Annotated in this window: 18 protein-coding genes; 12 read left to right on the top strand and 6 right to left on the bottom strand. The window is 36.5% G+C overall.

Going from position 1 to position 19,377, the window contains the following annotated elements:
• Positions 1–16: 16 nt before the first annotated feature.
• From trpC to CDG76_RS15140, 3 genes are all read left to right on the top strand, one after another.
• Positions 17–907 (top strand): indole-3-glycerol phosphate synthase TrpC, encoded by an 891-nt coding sequence (gene trpC / locus CDG76_RS15150; RefSeq protein ID WP_094349808.1) that lies wholly within the window; start codon positions 17–19, stop codon positions 905–907.
• 241 nt (positions 908–1,148) lie between these two features.
• The gene (locus CDG76_RS15145) at positions 1,149–1,400 is read left to right on the top strand and encodes a DUF5340 domain-containing protein (protein ID WP_094349807.1); all 252 of its coding nucleotides are present in this window, start codon (positions 1,149–1,151) and stop codon (positions 1,398–1,400) included.
• Between the two features lie 117 nt (positions 1,401–1,517).
• Entirely contained in the window at positions 1,518–2,186 is a 669-nt protein-coding gene (locus tag CDG76_RS15140; protein WP_094349806.1) for a carbonic anhydrase, read from the top strand.
• Between the two features lie 356 nt (positions 2,187–2,542).
• Here CDG76_RS15140 and CDG76_RS15135 read toward each other — a convergent pair whose 3' ends face one another.
• The 6 genes from CDG76_RS15135 to CDG76_RS15110 all read right to left on the bottom strand — a co-directional run bounded on the left by CDG76_RS15135 (position 2,543) and on the right by CDG76_RS15110 (position 6,581).
• On the bottom strand, positions 2,543–2,701 hold the full coding sequence (locus CDG76_RS15135) for a YqaE/Pmp3 family membrane protein (protein ID WP_094349805.1): 159 nt from the start codon (positions 2,699–2,701) through the stop codon (positions 2,543–2,545).
• A gap of 141 nt (positions 2,702–2,842) precedes the next feature.
• On the bottom strand, positions 2,843–3,190 hold the full coding sequence (locus CDG76_RS15130; protein ID WP_094349804.1) for a translation initiation factor: 348 nt from the start codon (positions 3,188–3,190) through the stop codon (positions 2,843–2,845).
• 217 nt (positions 3,191–3,407) lie between these two features.
• Positions 3,408–3,902 (bottom strand): ureidoglycolate lyase, encoded by a 495-nt coding sequence (locus CDG76_RS15125; RefSeq protein ID WP_094349803.1) that lies wholly within the window; start codon positions 3,900–3,902, stop codon positions 3,408–3,410.
• A gap of 115 nt (positions 3,903–4,017) precedes the next feature.
• A complete protein-coding gene (locus tag CDG76_RS15120; protein ID WP_223265244.1) occupies positions 4,018–5,037 on the bottom strand; it encodes an RpoD/SigA family RNA polymerase sigma factor in 1,020 nt (339 codons plus the stop codon).
• A 914-nt stretch (positions 5,038–5,951) separates the two neighbouring features.
• Entirely contained in the window at positions 5,952–6,110 is a 159-nt protein-coding gene (locus tag CDG76_RS37330) for a hypothetical protein (RefSeq protein ID WP_223265243.1), read from the bottom strand.
• A gap of 87 nt (positions 6,111–6,197) precedes the next feature.
• Entirely contained in the window at positions 6,198–6,581 is a 384-nt protein-coding gene (locus CDG76_RS15110) for a hypothetical protein (protein ID WP_094349801.1), read from the bottom strand.
• Between the two features lie 1,170 nt (positions 6,582–7,751).
• On the opposite strand from CDG76_RS15110, the gene CDG76_RS15105 reads away from it, so the two are divergent.
• The 9 genes from CDG76_RS15105 to CDG76_RS15065 all read left to right on the top strand — a co-directional run bounded on the left by CDG76_RS15105 (position 7,752) and on the right by CDG76_RS15065 (position 19,256).
• Positions 7,752–9,959, top strand: coding sequence for a GumC family protein (locus tag CDG76_RS15105; protein ID WP_094349800.1), 2,208 nt, complete (start codon positions 7,752–7,754; stop codon positions 9,957–9,959).
• Between the two features lie 70 nt (positions 9,960–10,029).
• On the top strand, positions 10,030–10,983 hold the full coding sequence (locus CDG76_RS15100) for a glycosyltransferase family 2 protein (RefSeq protein WP_094349799.1): 954 nt from the start codon (positions 10,030–10,032) through the stop codon (positions 10,981–10,983).
• A gap of 120 nt (positions 10,984–11,103) precedes the next feature.
• Complete coding sequence (locus CDG76_RS15095) at positions 11,104–12,426, top strand: flippase (protein WP_094349798.1); 1,323 nt, start codon at positions 11,104–11,106, stop codon at positions 12,424–12,426.
• A 25-nt stretch (positions 12,427–12,451) separates the two neighbouring features.
• The gene (locus CDG76_RS15090; RefSeq protein ID WP_094349797.1) at positions 12,452–13,378 is read left to right on the top strand and encodes a hemolytic protein HlpA-like protein; all 927 of its coding nucleotides are present in this window, start codon (positions 12,452–12,454) and stop codon (positions 13,376–13,378) included.
• A gap of 375 nt (positions 13,379–13,753) precedes the next feature.
• On the top strand, positions 13,754–14,626 hold the full coding sequence (locus CDG76_RS15085) for an O-antigen ligase family protein (protein WP_223265242.1): 873 nt from the start codon (positions 13,754–13,756) through the stop codon (positions 14,624–14,626).
• Positions 14,627–14,674: 48 nt separating this feature from the next.
• Positions 14,675–15,946, top strand: coding sequence for a glycosyltransferase family 4 protein (locus CDG76_RS15080; protein ID WP_094349795.1), 1,272 nt, complete (start codon positions 14,675–14,677; stop codon positions 15,944–15,946).
• Between the two features lie 24 nt (positions 15,947–15,970).
• The gene (locus CDG76_RS15075) at positions 15,971–16,987 is read left to right on the top strand and encodes a hypothetical protein (RefSeq protein ID WP_094349794.1); all 1,017 of its coding nucleotides are present in this window, start codon (positions 15,971–15,973) and stop codon (positions 16,985–16,987) included.
• Positions 16,988–17,103: 116 nt separating this feature from the next.
• On the top strand, positions 17,104–17,997 hold the full coding sequence (locus CDG76_RS15070; RefSeq protein WP_094349793.1) for a glycosyltransferase family 2 protein: 894 nt from the start codon (positions 17,104–17,106) through the stop codon (positions 17,995–17,997).
• A 107-nt stretch (positions 17,998–18,104) separates the two neighbouring features.
• Positions 18,105–19,256 (top strand): glycosyltransferase family 4 protein, encoded by a 1,152-nt coding sequence (locus tag CDG76_RS15065; RefSeq protein ID WP_094349792.1) that lies wholly within the window; start codon positions 18,105–18,107, stop codon positions 19,254–19,256.
• Positions 19,257–19,377: the final 121 nt, after the last annotated feature.

Here is a 19,377-nt window from a genome sequence, read left to right as displayed (position 1 = left end):
TAACTCAGTACTAATTATGCAAATCCGTCGCCGTTCACCTAACCCACCTATTGATGTATCGATATTGCGTTATCAGGCTGTCGTACCTGATGCAGCGCCAAACCACATCTTGGAAGAAATTGTCTGGCAGAAAGAAGTAGAATATGACCAAATGCGGGAAAAAGTTCCTTTGCAACAATTGCTGAAACAGGTAGTGACTGCGCCGCCAACCCGTGATTTTGTCGCTGCCTTGCGCCAAGGTAAGACTAAGCCAGCATTGATTGCCGAAGTTAAAAAAGCTTCGCCTAGCAAAGGTGTTTTACGAGCAGATTTTGACCCAGTAGCGATCGCCCTGTCTTATCAGCAAGGTGGCGCTAGTTGTCTTTCTGTGCTGACAGATGTCAAGTTTTTTCAAGGTAGTTTTGAAAACTTAGCCAAGGTTCGGGCTGCCGTAGATTTGCCCCTACTGTGTAAAGAGTTTGTCATTTATGCTTATCAGATATACTTGGCGCGGGTTCAGGGTGCAGATGCTATTTTGTTGATTGCGGCTATTTTGAGCGATCAAGATTTGAAATACTTCCTCAAAATTGCTAACAACCTGAAAATGGCAACCTTGGTTGAAGTCCATAGTTTGGCAGAACTTGACCGTGTGTTAGCTTTAGATGGTGTCTCCTTAGTAGGAATCAATAATCGCAATTTGGAAGATTTCTCTGTTGATCTGCAAACTACTTGCCAACTTTTGGCTGCAAGGGGTAGACAATTGCAAGAGAAAAATATCCTTGTTGTCAGCGAGTCAGGACTACACAACCCAGAAGATTTGAGTTTAGTGCTGAAAGCAGGTACATCTGCTGTACTCATTGGAGAATCTTTGGTAAAACAACCAGATCCCGGCGCTGCGATCGCTCATATATTACCGAGGAATTTTTGAAAGAAACACCCCCAGATGCTCTAAAAAGCGCAGGGCTGCACATAATAGTTGAGCAATTGGGCACACTATGCGTATACACGCAGCACTTTGCTATCAAATATCATTAATATCTTTGCCAAATCTTCATTGCTAATCAAATCAAAGCCATAAGCAACTAGTTATTTATTATGTAACAATTTATTAATAAGAAACAAACTGTGACTAATACAAAATCCCAAATATGAAATCAAAATTTAACTTCATGGAGCAAATTCCTCTACCTTCGCCTATTCACTACGAACTTATACTTCAACTCTTAGAAAGACAAACTATGTTAGCGGTCAATGATAACCCAGATTTACGGCATCAGGTGAATCAGCTAATTATTACTCTCCGTAAAGCTGCTGTACAGCAAAAGCGACTAGAAGAAATTTGCGAGTTTTCCTCTGTAACTATCGATCACCGTTGGTCAATCAACCATCATAACGATAACAAAGTTGTTGCCCCCGATTGAAAAATTTTGTCATCTTTATAAGATTTTAGTTTTGGGAAAGTTCATCTTGATTTAGACAAAACTGTAGATCAGTTAAAATAAAATATTGATGAGATTCTCTCTCGAATTTGACGAAAGATGAAATATAACAGCATTGATGAACTCCTCAGAAATAATCAGGCTTGGGTTGCCGAAAAGCTAGCTTTAAATCCAACTTACTTTCAAGAATTATCTAGTGGACAAACACCACCTTTTCTATACATTGGCTGTTCTGATAGTCGTCTGGCATTAACAAAATTTACCCGTACAGAACCAGGAGAACTATTTGTACATCGTAATATTGCCAATCAAGTTTCTCTAACGGATATAAACTTTTTAGCCGTTTTAGAATACGCAGTTTTACACTTGAAAGTGGAACACATTATCGTTTGTGGTCACTACGATTGCGGAGGAATCAAGGCAGCTTTAGAAGGGAGAACTATCGGAATTCTTGATAACTGGGTCAATCCAATTCGGGAACTGTATTTAGAGAAACAAGAAGAAATTGATGCCTTGCCAACAAGAGAAGAACGTCTGAATCGCTTGGCGGAAATCAATGTTGTGGCGCAAGTGAAAAATCTTTACCAAACTTCCATCATGCGTCAAGTACTTCATGAGCGAAAAGCACCTATGATTCACGGCTGGGTACTAGATATAAGCACTGGGTTAATCAAAGATTTGAACGTCTCAACTGTGCAATGGCAATTACACATCTGCCCCTTGCTTCTAGAGTTTAGACTATACGCCATGTTAAAAAATGAGAAGTAATTCGGTGTTTACTTCAAAACGTGATAAATACTGTTTTTAAAACTTTTATTTAGATATCGGATTTTATTGGGCAATGTCTATGTATTATTCAAAAATAAAATAGGTTTATTAAATATTTTTGTTTAATTATAGCGTTTACTAATCACATGAGGTAGATCATAGTCCCCTCCTCGCTTGCGGGGAGGGGGTTGGGGGTGGGGCTCTTTTACCTCACTCAACTGAGAACCGCTATAAAGTTACAAATACAAAACAGTGAATTTCCTAACTTTTTTAAGAGAGGCAATTCATGAATTGTCTCTCTCAGAATTAGTAACGCCGAAATTGATACGTCCAAACTAATTAATACAAAAAATTAATTATTTCTTAGTAATTATCCACACTGCATGAATAATTCCAGGAATGTAACCAAACAGCGTCAAAAGTATATTAATCCAAAAGTCTACACCAAAACCTACTTGTAAAAAAACTCCCAAAGGCGGTACGAAAATGGCACACAGAATCCGAACTAAATCCATTTAAACCTCCTATTAATCTCAGAAAGGACAGCTTGTTGGCAAACTAATTTACCACTGTTCAAGCATATTTGTACCTCTCAAAGATAACATTTCCTCTCTTAATCTAGATCGCGGTTAAGATACGGTAAACCGCACTCAAGATTAGCCACCGCTAATTTTGGCTTTGTAACCTAGTTTGGTCAAAATCTCGACAATTTTCTGTTTGTGTTCGCCCTGAATTTCAATTTCGTTGTCTTTAAGTGTTCCACCTGTGCCACACTGGGTTTTCAACTGCTTCACTAAATCTGCTAAGGTTTCCGGTTTGGCTTGAAAACCGCTAACGACTGTGACGGTTTTGCCTTTGCGTCCTTTGCGAGAAGCTTGTACTTTCAGATTTTGTTGTTGTGGGGGTAGTTCTGGAATTGGTCTTTCTGTGGCGGCGGAGTTGTCATTGCCAAATTCGCGGTAGACAAAGCTTTTGTCAGAAGATTGAGAATTGGAAGAAGACATAAAATGAATGTTTAAGAAAAATTTCAAAGGCAGTGGAAGCTTCTACGCAACCATTGTGCTGGGATACAATTTCTAGGCTAACATTACACATTCATACATCATAACCAAACTGACGTAATACTTGAACTAATTTTTCCTTTTGTGGAAAGTAGATTCAAATGGTTGAACTGGTTCAGGAAAATGGCTTGTCTATATCTATAATTAAACCTAATCTTACCTAAACCATCTCAAACTCTAATTGATGACTATTGAGAAAATCATGGGTGAAATGATCCACCCTATTTGTATCAGCTAGTTCCAAATTATAAAAATCCACAGCTTCATGGTCAAAATGGGGACCAGCGTGCCAAGTACCTTCATGTAGCTTGATAAAACAATTCCCCGGAATGCGGAAAGCAGCAATCTCTTCTAATTCTGGTTCATTCACATCATTATAAGGAGGACAAACTGCAATTAACCAATCCTTCCCTTCCAAAGAACCCAGACATTGAGTGCATTGCACATGGCGAGTAATTTTGTGGAACTTTCGCCCTATATTCTCCAACCGCATAATATAAAATCGTGGAATCCCATTTTGCAGGTTTAACTGGGCATCTTCCCCATCGTAAGTTTTGCCATCAAGACTTGCAAAGATCGCCTGTCCATAACGCCGAAAGTTTTCAGAAGTCACCCATTGCACCTGCAATTTTTGCACTGTCTTTGGTGTACTCATATCAAATCTTTAAGAGAGATTATTTAGGTTTATTTTCCCCCAGAATGACTTAATTTTATACAGCCATTATGGTGACTTCCTGAGTTTCAATGCCTTAAATTATGAAAAAATAACTTTAGCTAGCTAGATAACTACGTACTTGTTCCTTTTGGCGTCGGAGGAGACTGAGAGCTTTTTGTTCTATCTGACGCACCCGTTCTCGACTAATACCCATGCGATCGCCAATCTGTGCTAAAGAAAGTTCATACCCATCAGTTAGACCAAAGCGCAGGGTTAATATTTCTCGCTGCTGGGGCGACAGCTTTGCCAATAAGTCTTGTAAGTCTTGGTGGAGAGATTCTTCAACGGCATAATCTTCAGGAGAAGGACCATCATCCTCCAGTATGTCTTGCAATTCTGTATCTTGTTGTTCGCCAACTCTCGCCTCTAGAGAGAAGGGTTGACGGGCTAAGTACAAACACTCTCGAACTTGGCTAGCTGTCAAAGATAAGGCAGTGGCAATTTCAGCAGTAGTAGGAACGCGACCTAACTGTTGAGATAATTCTCGCTGCACCCGTTTAATTTTGTTCAGTTTCTCAAAGACGTGGATCGGTAAACGAATTGTACGTCCTTGTTGAGCGATCGCTCGTGTGATTCCTTGACGAATCCACCAGTAAGCATAAGTTGAAAACTTGTAACCAAGAGCGGGATCAAATTTATCCACCCCCCGTTCTAAACCTAAAGTACCTTCTTGAATTAAATCCATAAATTCTAGGTTCCGGTGCTGGTATTTCTTTGCCACAGCTACCACTAACCGGAGATTAGCCTGAATCATTTTCTGCTTGGCCTGGTGTCCTAAATTTAGCTGTTGCTCTAGCACCTCCACACTTAACTCCACCCGATCTGCCCATTCTTGCAGTGTGGGTTCATGGTTTAATTTCACAGCCAATTCTTCCTTAGCAGCTAATAAATTCATCATCTGCTGCACTTGTTGGGCAAAAATAACCTCTTGTTCGCGAGTCAACAAATCTACACGCCCGATCTCTTGCAGATAACTACGCACAATATCATCTGTAGCTCGAGGCTTTTTATCTGCGGCTAAACTTTTTTTCTTCGTTTTTTGAACTTCGGTATGTAAAGATGTTAAGTTGCTCATGGTTATTTGCTCCTCTGTAACCTCATCAATTTATTGGTATCAAGTCTAGATATTCAGACCCACAGCCATTTCACACTGCTAATCAATAGATATCTTGCAAAAGTACTTAACACCCCATCCATTAATTTCCTTCCCGCTTTCGGGGAGGGGAGACAAAGCTACGCTTTGCCGGGGTGGGGTTCTTAATTTGTATTTTATGCAAGAGGTCTAATCAATTTGCAACACTGATGAATTCTGGTCTATGATACATTACAAGTTAATTGTTGGAGATAATAAACCCAAAATCAACCCCCGCTTTAATAATAACATCATCACCCGTCACAAATCAATTATCTAAAGTATCATTAGCATATCCTTTGAAGTAATTACATTCTTTTATCATTGATTTTTGCATATTCTAAAATACAATTAACAATTAAATTTAGTGTAGTTATCCAATGCGGTTTCTGGAAAAAGTAAAAAATATCGAGTAACCATTCCATTATCTAACAGATAAATTATCAATAGCAACTCTTAAAATATCCCAACAAGTTCATTTATTGAAGTATTCACGCTCCCCTTATCAATAGATGTAATCTTATTAAATAAAAACTCATTAAATAGAAAATATCCATTTTTAACCTCATTTTTTTGTAATACAATCTAAGCATATCAAGCCAGTTACATAGTGAGCGATCGTTAAACATGAAAGAAAGAACTTCTCTTGCTCCCCTTCTTTATTAAATAACAGCTTTATTGAAGAATCTGGTCAAATACTTAGTAATTAGGCATCTGGTGAAATTAATTATGCGGTATCCAGAACACTTGCACAGACGTAGCACTGCTACATCTGTATATTCATTCTTACTCATATCTCTTTCCTGGGATTTAGAATGATCGAGAAGACGCAGATATCTGTGACAATTGCACTTATGTCATAATTGCACGCAGACATCTGCACTGGATGCGGTATTGTCAACTTGATTACTCCTAGAGAAATTTAATGGACTAAAAGTACTAACAGTGGTAACACTAACATCAAGGATGATACTTGGCAAGACAGCAACACCCGCGATCGCTAAAGCAGCCAGCATAAATATTTCATCAATGTTTGAGCGTAAATTATCTAGATAAATCACACTACCAAGAATTAGCTATCTATTGTTAAAAAAGTTCCTATATCAAAATTTAGTAACTGTCACACGAATACCAGAATCCAGTTTAGGAACCTTGAGATACTCAATTGGTTCAGTACTTTGAGTCTTGGTTGGCTCCTGACATTGCTTAAAAAAAGCGCTTGGGTTATTGATGAACTCAAGCGGGTTAATTTTTTGGCATCCTCGCTCCTGCATCAGCGAAATTGATTCAGCAGTTTGTTTTGGATTATTAGTCTGTCCGATAAAATTGCTCCATGTAGCGTTAATCGTAGCTGGTTCTGTCAATAAAACTCCAACCCGATCGCGATCGCCTATTGTTATAGGAACATTCTCTTGGTTAGCATAGGCTCTCTGACTGAGAGTGAGTGCGCTAATCACAACGGCTAAGATAATAGAAGAGGATTTCATAATTCAATCTCTCAACATTTAATGTCAGTTTAATAATTACAATTGCCTAGATCCAAAAACAAAGAAATAGGAGCCTAGCTTGAGTACTTCAGATTAACACAGGTAATAATAAATATAGCAAAACTTCATGAAAAATATAATGAAATCTAGTAAAATATGACTGAAGTTTGCCTACCTTGAACAATTTGCTTGAGCTATTTGTCTGCTTAATTGAGATAGTAGCTGGATTTCCGCTATCTTGTACTAGTCTGATGTAAACTAATTTATTGCTCTAACTACGCTGTCATTTGATAGTCCTTTGTTAGGCTACGTTAAATTCAAGCTGGATAGGGTTGAAGATTAAATTTTGTGTAAATTAATTTTGTCTTACTACTTGTCTTCTAATCATTTGTTCCGACTTAATTACCTGTACTAAGTCGGTCAGCGCAAAAATTTGTCGTAGGTAGCAAGCGATCAGACAGGAGGGAGCAGTAAAGATTAAACTGATTGTGAGTCCTTATAGGTTCAATACTGAAATCATGCAATTTTATGATTGCCAATCCCGTATTATTCCCATTGACTATTATTTAGAGCAATAATTCATTGTTAGTTAAAGTTTTGAAGTAGCTTACGTAAATATCCATCTAGTCTTTCTAGGTATCTCTTTTCACTGTCCAAAGCCTATCTCTGAAGTGCTTACATTGCTTATAGACTGGCACAATTGAACTATTCCTTACCTGAGGTCATTGACTCCTCTTGTCTTTTCAAAATCAGCAAACCGAGAGTGAATATATTAGTATTTTGTATGAATTTTTTGTAAAGTTATTAAATTCAGTGTTCTTACATAATATGATAGTGATTGTTAGGTTACTAATCAATACTTGCGTTAGTAGTAACATAAAACTAAGTTAACAAAAATTAAACCCAAAAAATCGAAAGCAACTAAATCAGGGATAAAATTATGAGTTATCCTGGCTTTGCTGTCAGTAAAATATCAATCTAAGGTAAAATTGTGACTTACCAAACTATTAGTTAACTTCAGATCTTGAAGAACCTCGGCAATAAGGTATTAGCTAACAATCAACCCAAATATTAATATCACAAGTTAGACTACAGTGTTACTGTATTCAAAATTGTGAGAACAATCTGCTGTAAGTAAATAGTCTTTTTTTATAAAAGTTTACATATATTATGACGATGGAATCTTTACCCAATTTTGAAGAAGTAAATATTCAGAAATACTTAGAAGTTTTTCAACGGCGTTGGCTACCTCTAGTTGGAATTTTCGCCATATCTGTTAGCCTTGGATGCTTGTATGCATTTTCGCTAAAACCTTCATACAAAGCAGAAGGAAGTTTGATGATTAAAACAAATCGCTCTTCCTCACTCACGGGCTTACCGGATGACATAGGACGCCTAGAAGCTTTGAATGTGAACGACAATCCCCTGGAAACTCAGGTGAGAGTTATTGGATCAAATCCAGTAATTGAGAAAACTATTAATTCCCTCAACCTTAAAGATGGTCAAGGCAAACTGCTCTCGATTCCCGACTTGGCAAAACAACTAAAAATAGAAGGAATTAAAGGCACTGATGTTGTACAACTTTCTTATAAAGGCGGCGATCCAAAACTAGCTGCTAAAATCGTCAATGAAGTTATTGACAGTTATATCGATCTAAATATCAAGGCTAATCAGAATGAAGCGCGAACAGCCAAACAGGTTCTTGTAACGGAAGTACCTAAAGCTGAGGAAGTTGTCAGAAGAGCCGAATCAAAACTGCGGGTATTTAAAGAAACGAATAAAGTTGTTGTCCTAGACCAAGAAGCAGCCGCAGCAGTCGATACAATTTCTAAGTTAGGAAACCAAATTTCTCAAGCTTTAGCTCAACTAGATGATGTGAAGGGTCGTCTAGAACAGTTAAGCAGTGAAGCTCAGGTAGATTCACGGCAAGGTGTAATCGAATCTGAATTGAGTCAAGCACCTGGAGTCCAGAAAGTGCTTGCTGAACTCCAAGAAACAGAAAGCAAACTAGCAATAGAGCGTACCCGTTTTTCACCTGAACACCCTACAATTACTAACTTAGAAGAAAAAGTCGTAGCTCTTAAGAACTTGCTAAAAGAGCGGACAGGACAAGTCGCTGGTGGAGCGCAGATAACACAGGGGAGTTTACAGGTTGGACAACTGCGGCAAAGCCTAATTGCAGATATTACTCGTGCCCAGGCAGAACGCGTTGGTCTAGAGAGACAAATTGCCACACTCAAAGAACAGCAAAATGCCTATATAAAACGAGCAAATAATTTGCCCAGATTAGAACAGAGTCAACGAGAGCTAGAACGGAAACTGCAAGCAGCTCAAACGACTTACGAAACACTCTTAAAGAAACGCCAAGAGATTGATATTGCACAGAACCAAAAAATTCCTAATGCTCGTGTCATTTCCTATGCTTTAATCCCTGATAAAGCAGAAGGTCCTCGGAAAATGCTGTTTATTATTGGTGGAGCAGGAGTTGGTTTTTTCTTAGGTATCATTGTCGCCTTTACTTTAGACTTGATAGACCGCTCGGTGAAGACCGTCAAAGAAGCCAAAGAAGTCTTGAGATACAGTGTTTTGGGAGTGATTCCTACACAAGGTAGAAATGGTAAAGATCATTCTTCTATACCAGGACTTGATAGAGCTATTCCCAAAATTATTGGCAGAGATATTCCTTACTTCCCTGTTGGTAATGCATATCAAATACTTCAAGTGAACTTGAAGTTTCTCTGTTCTGATAAACCGCTTAAAAGCATTGTAATTACAAGTTCCGTTGCCAAAGAAGGAAAGTCTGACGTATCTGCAAATTTAGCTGTGACTATGGCTCAGGCGGGGCGTAGGGTGCTCTTGGTGGATGCAGATATGCGTCATCCCATACAGCATCATATCTGGGGACTAACAAATACAAGCGGACTAAGTAATATCATAGGAAGTCAAGCTCCTTTAGATACAGTTGTTCAGGAAGTAATGCCTAATTTGGAAGTTCTTACTTCTGGAGTTTTGCCTCCAAATCCAGTGGCCATGCTAGATTCCCAACGTATGGCGACATTAATTAGTAGCTTTGGGAGAGATTACGATCTTGTAATTTTTGATACTCCTCCACTGTCAGGAATAGCAGATGCTGCTGTTTTAAGCACTTTGACTGACGGTATCTTATTAGTCGTTCGTCCTGGAGTGGTTGACTTGAACAGTGCAAATGCAGCTAAAGAGTTTTTAACTCAGTCAGGTCAGAAGGTATTAGGGATAGTCATCAATGGTGTAAATACTAAAAATGAACCTAATAATTATTTTTATGACAATAAAAAACGACAAATTGAACAAGATTTAGTATCTTCTAGCAGTTTAACTAAATTTCGCAAAGAGCGTTAAGTTCTCTTAGAAAATGTAAAATTTACCATCATTACAACCATCTAAACCCAATTTTGTGACTGTAGGAATAATGGATAAAACTAAAATCAAAACTTCTTGTTTAATTAATAATTACAACTATGCTCCATTTCTCTTTGAAGCAATTGATAGCGCTTTAAATCAGACAGTTAAGTTTGATGAAATTATCGTTGTTGATGACGCCTCCACAGATAATTCGGCGGAAATTATCAATAAATTTACTCAAGCAGCTAATGTTAAATCTATCTTGAAAGAACAAAATCAAGGGCAATTATCATCTTTCAATGAAGGTTTGTTAGCTGCTACTGGTGACATTATATTTTTTTTAGATGCCGATGATATTTATGAACCTGAGTATTTAGAAAACGCTCTAAACTTTTACAATAGACGCAGTGAATGTGATTTTGTATTTTGTGCGTATAAAAAATTTGGAGCAGTAGAAGGCACATTTCAAGACGATGCAGTTGATTTAGATTTGGGTTATTCAGTAATTAGAACTTTATATAATGGTGAATGGATTGGTTCCATAACTTCAACATTATCAATACGTAGAGAAATAGTCAGAAAATTTTTACCTATTCCAAATTTAGAAGATTGGCGTGTAAGGGCTGATGACTGTTTGGTATGGGGAGCTTCTTTGGTGGGGGCTAAAAAGTTTTATATGTCTAAACCTTTAGTGATGTATAGAATACATGAAAATAATCAGTATCATAATAAGAGCTTTCTAGATGTAGACAAAAACTATGAATACAAAAGATTCTGGAAACGCAATTCCCTGTTTAATTACATTCTGCAAAAAAACAATTTTAGCTACCCATTACTCTTAGCTTTTACATCTATCAGGGAGTTACAAACAATACCATGCCCAAAATATGAGGATTTTGTTACTTATTTGAAAATAATATTTTTATTTGAGCATAGTTTGTATTGGAAAATCAAGGGTATCATTTTCTTATTTAGCTATTTTTTGAAAATTTTGATTAGTGGTAAATTAAAAACCTTATAAGCGCTCACTAATGTGAGTTACTGAATAAATACACTTTATTTTGTATTTGAGAAAATGAAAAAGTTACATGAGCGAGATTGATAAATATAAATACTTGTATGTGATTAATTCACAAAAATAATGTTAAGCAAATTAAAAATTAAAAACTTATCGAAATTTAAATCTCGTTCTGGGCTGCGTGCAATTGTTGCTAATACAGGTTGGTTATTTGCCGATCGCATTCTACGTATGGGTGCAAGCTTGGTTGTAGGAGTATGGGTAGCACGTTATTTAGGAGTAAAACAGTATGGTCTATTTAACTATGCTTTAGCTTTTGTTGCCTTATTCAGCCCAATTTTTACTCTCGGACTAGATGATGTAGTAGTTCGCCATCTTGTTCGTCAATCATCAAACAAAGAGGAAATTTTAGGAACTACTTTTTGGCTAAAATTTTTGGGTGGAATTGCTTCTGTTTTATTGGCAGTTGGCACGATGTTTTTCTTAGGTGAGCATGAAACACTAAAGATATGGTTAGTTGCAATTTTAGGAATAGCAGGGGTTTTTAGGGCATCTGATACTATTGAACTGTGGTTTCAATCACAGGTACAGTCAAAATATACTGTAATCGCTAAAAATACGGCATTTCTGCTAAATACTCTCATCAAAATCGCACTGATTTTAACAAAAGCACCATTGCTAGCTTTTGCTTTGGTGACATTAGCAGAATTTGCAATGAGTGCAATTGGCTTACTGATTGTTTACCAAGTCAAAGGGTCTTCATTATGGTTATGGCGTTGGAGCATGGCGGCTGCTAAAACTCTTTTGAAAGAGAGTTTACCTCTAATTTTTTCGGGGTTCGCCATCATGATTTTTATGAGAATAGATCAGGTGATGTTAGGTCAAATGATCGGAGATAGTGAGGTAGGAGTTTATTCTGCTGCTGTGCGTATTTCTGAAATTTGGTATTTTATTCCAGGGGCGATTGTTTCTTCTGTCGCTCCTGCAATTTATGCAGCTAAGGAAAAATCAGAAAGCCTTTACTATCAGCGAATAGGACAATTACTCAGTCTAATGACATGTATATCTTTAGCAATTGCTCTTCCTATGTCCTTTTTATCTGACAAGATAATTATGGTGATGTTTGGAAGTGGATATGCAGAAGCAGGACCAATATTAGCAGTTCATATTTGGACTTCTTTGTTTGTATTTATGGGTCTTGCAACATCACCTTGGTTTATTGCTGAAGGTTTGAACAACGTTTCTTTAGGTAAGACTTTATTTGGAGCGATACTAAACATTATTCTCAATTTATTACTTATTCCTAAATATGCAGGACTTGGGGCTGCGATCGCAACAATAATATCTCAAGCTGCTGCTGCTTTTATATGTAACGCATTTGATTCAAGAACACAAAAGCTCTTTAAAATTCAGGTGCGATCGCTTATTCCTTTTTACAAATTCTAATCGTTGTTATTTAAATTTTATTATTATGCAAACACCCATAACTTTTATTATTTTTAAACGTCCACAAACAACAGAGAAAGTTTTTGAAGCTATTCGCAAAGCCAAGCCAACAAAACTTTTTGTAATTGCAGACGGCCCCCGTACTGAGCGAGAAGACGAGGTAGAAAAATGTGAAGCAGCTAGGGCAATTATTGAGAGAGTTGATTGGGAATGTGAAGTAATCAAGAATTATTCTGATATCAACTTAGGTTGTGCAAAACGGGTATCAAGTGGTTTAGATTGGGTATTTAATAATGTTGAGGAGACAATTATTTTAGAAGATGATTGTATTCCTCATCCAACTTTTTTCAGGTTTAGCGAAGAACTGCTGGAAAAATATAGAAATGATACCAGAATCGCCACAATTTCTGCTCAAAATCTTCAACTTGGACGAAAACGTACAAATTATAGTTACTACTTTTCTCGTTACAACCACTGCTGGGGTTGGGCAAGTTGGAGACGTGCTTGGCAACATTATGATTTGACCATCAAACTCTGGAAAGAGGTGCAAGCAGAAAACCTTTTATATGACATTCTTCTAGACCAAAAAGCGGTAAATTCTTGGCAACGAATATTTCAATCTGTTTATGACAATCCTACGAGTATAACCTGGGATTACCAATGGACATTTGCTTGTTGGATGCAGGGAAGCTTAAGTATTATTCCCAATGTCAATTTAATCTCTAATGTTGGTGTTGGTGCAGACGCAACTCACTTCACTTCCAATCAAGAATTTTCGTTCATTAATATGCCGATGCAAGCAATGGAATTTCCCTTACAGCATCCACCATTTATTGTCAGGAATGTAGAAGCAGATAATTTTACACAGAAAACAGTCTATAAAGCAACTGCATTGGACATTTTTAAAGAGGAAGTGAAGAAAAGATTGAATTACTCAGCGATAAAAAAATAAATTAATTAAATATCCCAAATGAAAGTAAAGTTAACAGAAAAAATATTAACTATCTTGCTATTACTCATTGCTGTAGGGGCATTAACAATACACCCTGCACAAGAAGTTTCCATGTCTACCCTTGGAGGTGATAAGCTAGATACTTTGTTCAATATAGTTTCATATTTAATCCTATTTTATTTCCTAATTTTATACTGGAAAGGTTTTCTTTATGTAATTACTAGAAGTCCATTACAGTTTTTTCTACTAGCAATAGTTATATTTTCTCTTTTATGGTCAGAAGACCTAAGTTCTAGTCTTACTTATCTAAGAGGTCTAATCCGCATATATTTTCTTGCAATCTATTTAGCAATGCGTTATTCCCTTAGGGAACAAATGAGACTGATAGCTTGGGCACTTGGCATAGCTGCATCATTATCTATAATATTTTCTGCATTCGTACCAGGTTATATTCACGAGTCATCTGAATTACTAGGTATGTGGAGTGGAATTTATGGTCATAAAAATGAATTAGGTTACATGATGGCTTGGAGTGCAGGAGTTTTTTTGCACCTTGCTCTTAGTGGTCATCGATATCGCTGGTTGATGTGGGCATTATGTGGGATCTCTATATGTCTAATTATCCTCTCACGTTCAACAACATCTTTAACGATTTTGTTGACAATGATATTACTTTTACCTTTCTACAGATCCTTGAAGAAAACTAATTATAAATTACAAGTTATTCTGATTACTTCAACTTTGATGTTCCTGATGATTTCTTCAATATTACTTCTCAATAATGCCGACACTGTAGTTGGTACTTCTGGTAAAGACCTTACCTTCAATGGACGCTCTGACCTCTGGGATCTAGTAATTTCCAAGATTTTGGAAAGACCTTGGTTAGGTTATGGATTTTCGGGATTTTGGACTAGTAATGCTGCATCTAAATTAAGAGCTACTTATGATTGGGCAAGTAATGCCCATAATGGTTTTTTAGAATTATTGTTAGAGTTGGGATTTTTAGGTTTTTTGACTTTTGCAGCAGGGTTCGTCCGTTTTTTTGCAATGGCATTGACTCGAATTATTTCTGTCGCTAAAAAACCGGAAGATTATTGGCCAATGCAGATGCTAATTATCATAGTCATAGTTAATTTTTCAGAAGCAAGATTATTAACTCCTAGCTGGAATTGGTTAATGTATGTCACCACTTCATTATCTTTAACTGTTGAATATCAACGAAATCATAAAAAGATTTTAGTCAATTAGTTTTTATAGAAGTCAGAAATAGTTTTAGTGATTATTAAGTTAATAAAAATGAAAATTTTACATATTAGTACCCATGATATTAATGGCGGTGCGGCGAGGGCTGCATATCGTTTACACACAGGTTTACAGGATATAGGACTACAGTCACAAATGTTAGTTCAGGAAAAATATAGCAATGATAAAACAGTAATTGCACCTAAAATTAGACTATTTCAAGGCATCGCTAAGGCAAAGTTGACAGTTGAAAGTTTACCATTAAAGCTTTATCGCCAAAAGAAAAATACTCCATTTTTTACTCAATGGTTGCCAGATAGAGTTATTCCGAAAGTTGCTCAGATTAATCCAGATATAATCAATCTGCATTGGATTAGCGGAGGTTTTATGCAAATAGAAACATTTGCTAAACTGAAGCGTCCTCTAGTTTGGACTCTCCATGATATGTGGGGGTTTACTGGAGGTTGTCACGTAACTGGAGAATGCGATCGCTACAAAGTATCCTGTGGGGCTTGTCCTCAACTCAGCAGTGGTAATGAGTGGGATCTATCTCGTTGGGTATGGCAGCGCAAAGTAAAAGCCTGGAAAAATTTAAATTTAACTCTGGTTTCACCAAGTTCTTGGTTAGCGCAGTGCGCTCGTTCCAGTTCTTTGTTCCAGAATTTGCAAATCGAGGTAATTCCCCACGGACTGGATACTCAAAAATATCGACCGATTAATCAACATTTTGCCCGCGAAGCACTCAATCTACCCCAAGATAAGAAGCTGATACTTTTTGGAGCGATAGAAGCAACAAGCGATAGAAATAAAGGATTTCATTTATTGCAACCAGCTTTACAAGAATTGAGTAAATCTGGCTGGAAGGATGACTTGGAAGTTGTGATTTTTGGAGCATCTCAACCCGAAAATCCACCTGATTTAGGCTTCCAAACCCACTATTTGGGACACTTACATGATGCTATATCTTTAGCGACTGTTTACTCAGCTGCTGATGTAATGCTTGTACCATCTCTTCAAGAATCTTTTGGACAGACAGCTTCGGAATCATTCGCTTGTGGTACTCCAGTTGTGGCGTTTAATGCTACTGGCTTAAAAGATATTGTCGATCATCAGCAGAATGGCTATTTGGCTAAACCTTATGAAGTTGAGGATTTTGCCAAAGGAATCACCTGGGTACTTGAAAATGAACAGAGGTTGCAAAAACTGTCATTTTATGCTCGTGATAAAGCAGAGCAAGAATTCACTCTAGAACTTCAAGCACGTCGTTATTCAGCCTTGTTTCAGGAAATATTGATGATAGCCAAGAAATCTTCATTGAGTAATTAACTTAGTAAATCAATACTTCATAATATGTCAATACCTATAGCTTTTATAATTTGTACAGAACCTGGCCGTTTAGAAGGTCAATCTTTGATGCTTGCAGAAAGTATTCGTAAGTTCTGCGGCGAATTGAAAAATACACCTATATATAGTTTCCATCCTAGAGTAGGTGAACCGATATTAAAGCAAACCCAACAAGCCTTTGAAGCATTGCAGGTGACTCATCAACAAATTCCAATAAATCGAGAATTTCATGAATATTATTTAGCCAATAAACCCTTGGTTTGTGCCTATGCAGAACAAAATGTTGATGCAGAAATATTGGTTTTTTTAGACAGTGACAAATGCTTTTTTTCTGAGCCAAAAGGATTTTTATTGCCAGTAAATTGTAATGTACGGATGCGTCCTGAGTATGGTCAAGGAATTGGTTCTACAGGACTGCAAGACCCTCAAGAATGGTATTGGCAAAAACTATATGAAGTACTAGGAGTAAAGCGTGAGGTATTTGTTGACACACCAATTGGGAATAAGAGAATCAGGGCTTACTGGAATTCTGGTTTGATTGCTGTAAGAAGGAGTGCGGGTATATTTACAACTTGGAAAGAGAACTTTGAAAAAGTAATGCGCTTGGATATTACTCCTCCCCAGGGTATTTATTTTGTTGAGCAGTCTGTTTTGTCTGTAACTTTATGTGCCTTGGAAGAAAACGTTGAACATCTTCCTCCTAATTATAGTTATCCATTACCTTTACATAACCGTTTATCAAAAGAAATACAAATTAAACATTTGGATGATATTATATCCATTCATTATTTCAACTTATTTTTTTATAACGATTGGCACGGACAAATAAAAAAATTGAAAAAATTTAATGTCGATTCAGAGAAATATCAATGGTTATGTGAAGAGATTGTCAGACTTAATATGCCTCGTGTATCAGTTTGGCATCGATATTTGTTGGAAGTCAGAAGAATGGAACAAAAACTAAAAAGCTTTAATTTAGATATTAATTTCAGTGGTTGGATAGAAAATAGGGTGAAGTTTTAAACTGATATAACAATATATGAAAGGTAAAAAATTGACGATTCATATGATGAATAAAATCCGTGTAATTTTATTATTTTGATTCATTATTTTTGTACATATTATATGAGGTAAATGAGATGAAGAAAGCGAATATAGCTGTAATTATGACATGTTATAACAGACACAATACAACTCTTGCATGTCTAAATGCTTTATATCAGCAGCAAAATAATTGTGATGTTTATTTAACTGATGATGGGAGTTCTGATGGGACTACAGAGGCTGTTAAAGCAGAATATCCAGAAGTACAAATACTTCAGGGTAATGGCAATTTATTTTGGGTGGGAGGAATGCATCTCGCCTTTGGTGAGGCGATAAAATATCAATATGATTATTATCTGTGGTTGAATGATGACACCTTTTTAGAAGCCAATGCTGTGAGTAAACTATTGCAGGTTCATCAAAATTTGACGGAACTTGGTTATCCAGATTCAATTGTAGTTGGTTCAACTAAAGACTTAATTACAGGAAAAGCAACCTATGGAGGAGCGGTAAAATCTAAAAAGTGGTATTCTAATAAATTTGAATTTTTAGAACCAAGTTCCGTTATCCAAAAATGCGATGCCATGTATGGTAACTGCGTGCTAATTCCTAAAAGTGTTGCAGCCAAAGTTGGCAATATTGATACAGCATTTGTTCATAGTTTAGGAGATTTAGATTATGCCCTGAGAGCGCGTAAATTGGGTTGTAAAATATGGGTAGCTCCTGGGTATATTGGGACTTGTACTAAAAACTCTATCCACAATAGTTGGGCAGATACCAATTTAAATCTATTAGAACGCTTGAAAAAAGTACTACAAATTAAAGGATTTCCATTGAAATCATGGACTATATTTTGTAGCAGACACTCTGGGCCATTCTGGATATTGTACTGGTTCTTACCCTATATTAGAGCAATTATTGGCTACAAAGATTTGGCAACCTCTCCTACATTTTCTGAGGATATTAATCAAACTAGCTCAGGAGTTTAATACTTGCATGATAGTCATTATTGGATGATATTTTGATAAGTTATAAATATCTTAAGAATTTGACAAATGTAGTTTCAAATTATAAAATAATAATCAGCAATCATTTTATGGGTAAACGCTTACTGATTGTCTCAACCCTCGATTCTAGTCAGCCATTTGGTGCATTTACTAGACCTTTTTATCTAGGACAATATCTTACTAAACATTTTGATGTTTTTCAGCTAGGTTTAGATTGTTCATCTGTTAATTATGCACCTTCTTTTTCTATTGGATCAAGAAGCTTGAGGTCATATATTCAATCCATAGAAAAGTGCATCGACGAGTTTTGTCCAGACATTGTGTATGCTCAAGAAACACTACCTGGATTGGCTGCTTTAGTTTCACTAAAGCTTAGAAAACACAGTAGTTCCTCTCTTGTCTTAGATTTTCATACATTTTCGCCTTATGAATACTGGATGCGCTTGTTTTCAGTTGCCAATCCCTTCAAAGAGTTTGCACAATGTATTAAGACATATATTGCTCAGGGAATTTTAATATTCTCTGGTAGTCCAATTATTGCAGCAGGTGAATCAATTCCTAAACTAATTTCCCAATGGTATGGAAAAACTCCACAGCAAATTTATTCTATCGGGAATGGAGTGACTCAAGACTTACTCAATACTGAAGTTTTTCCAGATAAAGATCCCTATCAAGCATTTAGACCAGCTAAAATAGTGGTTATTATTGCTCCCAAAACATTTCAATTTCCAACTAATGATATGTCTGTATCAATGGCTATCGAGGTCGCCAAATCCCTTGAAAGTCATCAAGAAAAAGTGCATTTTGTTGTTATTGGTAGGGATAGTAGTGATATTTCAGAACCAATACCCTCTAATATTTCTTTTTTAGGCTTTTTACCTAAAAGAGAAGATTTTGTAGCCCATCTGAAATATGCAGATATTGCTTTGTTGCCATTTTCAAAACAAGCAGTAGCAGGTGGTGCTCGCAATAAAGCATTAGATTATTTTGCTAGTAGAAAATTAGTTGTATCAACACCAGAAGGCTTGCGAGGTTTAGAAGAATTTCGCAATTTAGAACATCTGTTAGTAACAGGATACTCTAGCGAAGAAATCGCTAAGACAATACTGGATGCTGCTTCAAATATTGATAAATATCAGTCAATTGTAGATACAGCATATACTTTAATTACAGAAAAGTATTCCTGGAATGCAAGAGCACAAAATATCGCAGATATCCTCATGAAAATAAGTGCTTTTTAGTTATAGATTAGATAATAATTTTTAACTAAAAAATTAGGTATTTAAATATTTAGGTACTTCAGTATTGAAATGTTGCTAATTAATTTTACAATATTCACCTTGACCTTGAGATAAAATCTCA

Origin of the sequence: Nostoc sp. 'Peltigera membranacea cyanobiont' 210A (genome assembly GCF_002246015.1) — a bacterium.
Classification (GTDB): Bacteria; Cyanobacteriota; Cyanobacteriia; order Cyanobacteriales; family Nostocaceae; genus Nostoc.
The sequence above is the reverse complement of the archived record's forward strand: the minus strand, read 5'-3'. Positions and strand labels throughout refer to the sequence as shown.

Coding starts and splice junctions, on each gene's coding strand:
- trpC (WP_094349808.1), top strand. CDS start 17: ATGCAAATCCGTCGCCGTTCACCTAACCCACCTATTGATGTATCGATA.
- CDG76_RS15145 (WP_094349807.1), top strand. CDS start 1,149: ATGGAGCAAATTCCTCTACCTTCGCCTATTCACTACGAACTTATACTT.
- CDG76_RS15140 (WP_094349806.1), top strand. CDS start 1,518: ATGAAATATAACAGCATTGATGAACTCCTCAGAAATAATCAGGCTTGG.
- CDG76_RS15135 (WP_094349805.1), bottom strand. CDS start 2,701: ATGGATTTAGTTCGGATTCTGTGTGCCATTTTCGTACCGCCTTTGGGA.
- CDG76_RS15130 (WP_094349804.1), bottom strand. CDS start 3,190: ATGTCTTCTTCCAATTCTCAATCTTCTGACAAAAGCTTTGTCTACCGC.
- CDG76_RS15125 (WP_094349803.1), bottom strand. CDS start 3,902: ATGAGTACACCAAAGACAGTGCAAAAATTGCAGGTGCAATGGGTGACT.
- CDG76_RS15120 (WP_223265244.1), bottom strand. CDS start 5,037: ATGAGCAACTTAACATCTTTACATACCGAAGTTCAAAAAACGAAGAAA.
- CDG76_RS37330 (WP_223265243.1), bottom strand. CDS start 6,110: ATGCTGGCTGCTTTAGCGATCGCGGGTGTTGCTGTCTTGCCAAGTATC.
- CDG76_RS15110 (WP_094349801.1), bottom strand. CDS start 6,581: ATGAAATCCTCTTCTATTATCTTAGCCGTTGTGATTAGCGCACTCACT.
- CDG76_RS15105 (WP_094349800.1), top strand. CDS start 7,752: ATGACGATGGAATCTTTACCCAATTTTGAAGAAGTAAATATTCAGAAA.
- CDG76_RS15100 (WP_094349799.1), top strand. CDS start 10,030: ATGGATAAAACTAAAATCAAAACTTCTTGTTTAATTAATAATTACAAC.
- CDG76_RS15095 (WP_094349798.1), top strand. CDS start 11,104: ATGTTAAGCAAATTAAAAATTAAAAACTTATCGAAATTTAAATCTCGT.
- CDG76_RS15090 (WP_094349797.1), top strand. CDS start 12,452: ATGCAAACACCCATAACTTTTATTATTTTTAAACGTCCACAAACAACA.
- CDG76_RS15085 (WP_223265242.1), top strand. CDS start 13,754: ATGAGACTGATAGCTTGGGCACTTGGCATAGCTGCATCATTATCTATA.
- CDG76_RS15080 (WP_094349795.1), top strand. CDS start 14,675: ATGAAAATTTTACATATTAGTACCCATGATATTAATGGCGGTGCGGCG.
- CDG76_RS15075 (WP_094349794.1), top strand. CDS start 15,971: ATGTCAATACCTATAGCTTTTATAATTTGTACAGAACCTGGCCGTTTA.
- CDG76_RS15070 (WP_094349793.1), top strand. CDS start 17,104: ATGAAGAAAGCGAATATAGCTGTAATTATGACATGTTATAACAGACAC.
- CDG76_RS15065 (WP_094349792.1), top strand. CDS start 18,105: ATGGGTAAACGCTTACTGATTGTCTCAACCCTCGATTCTAGTCAGCCA.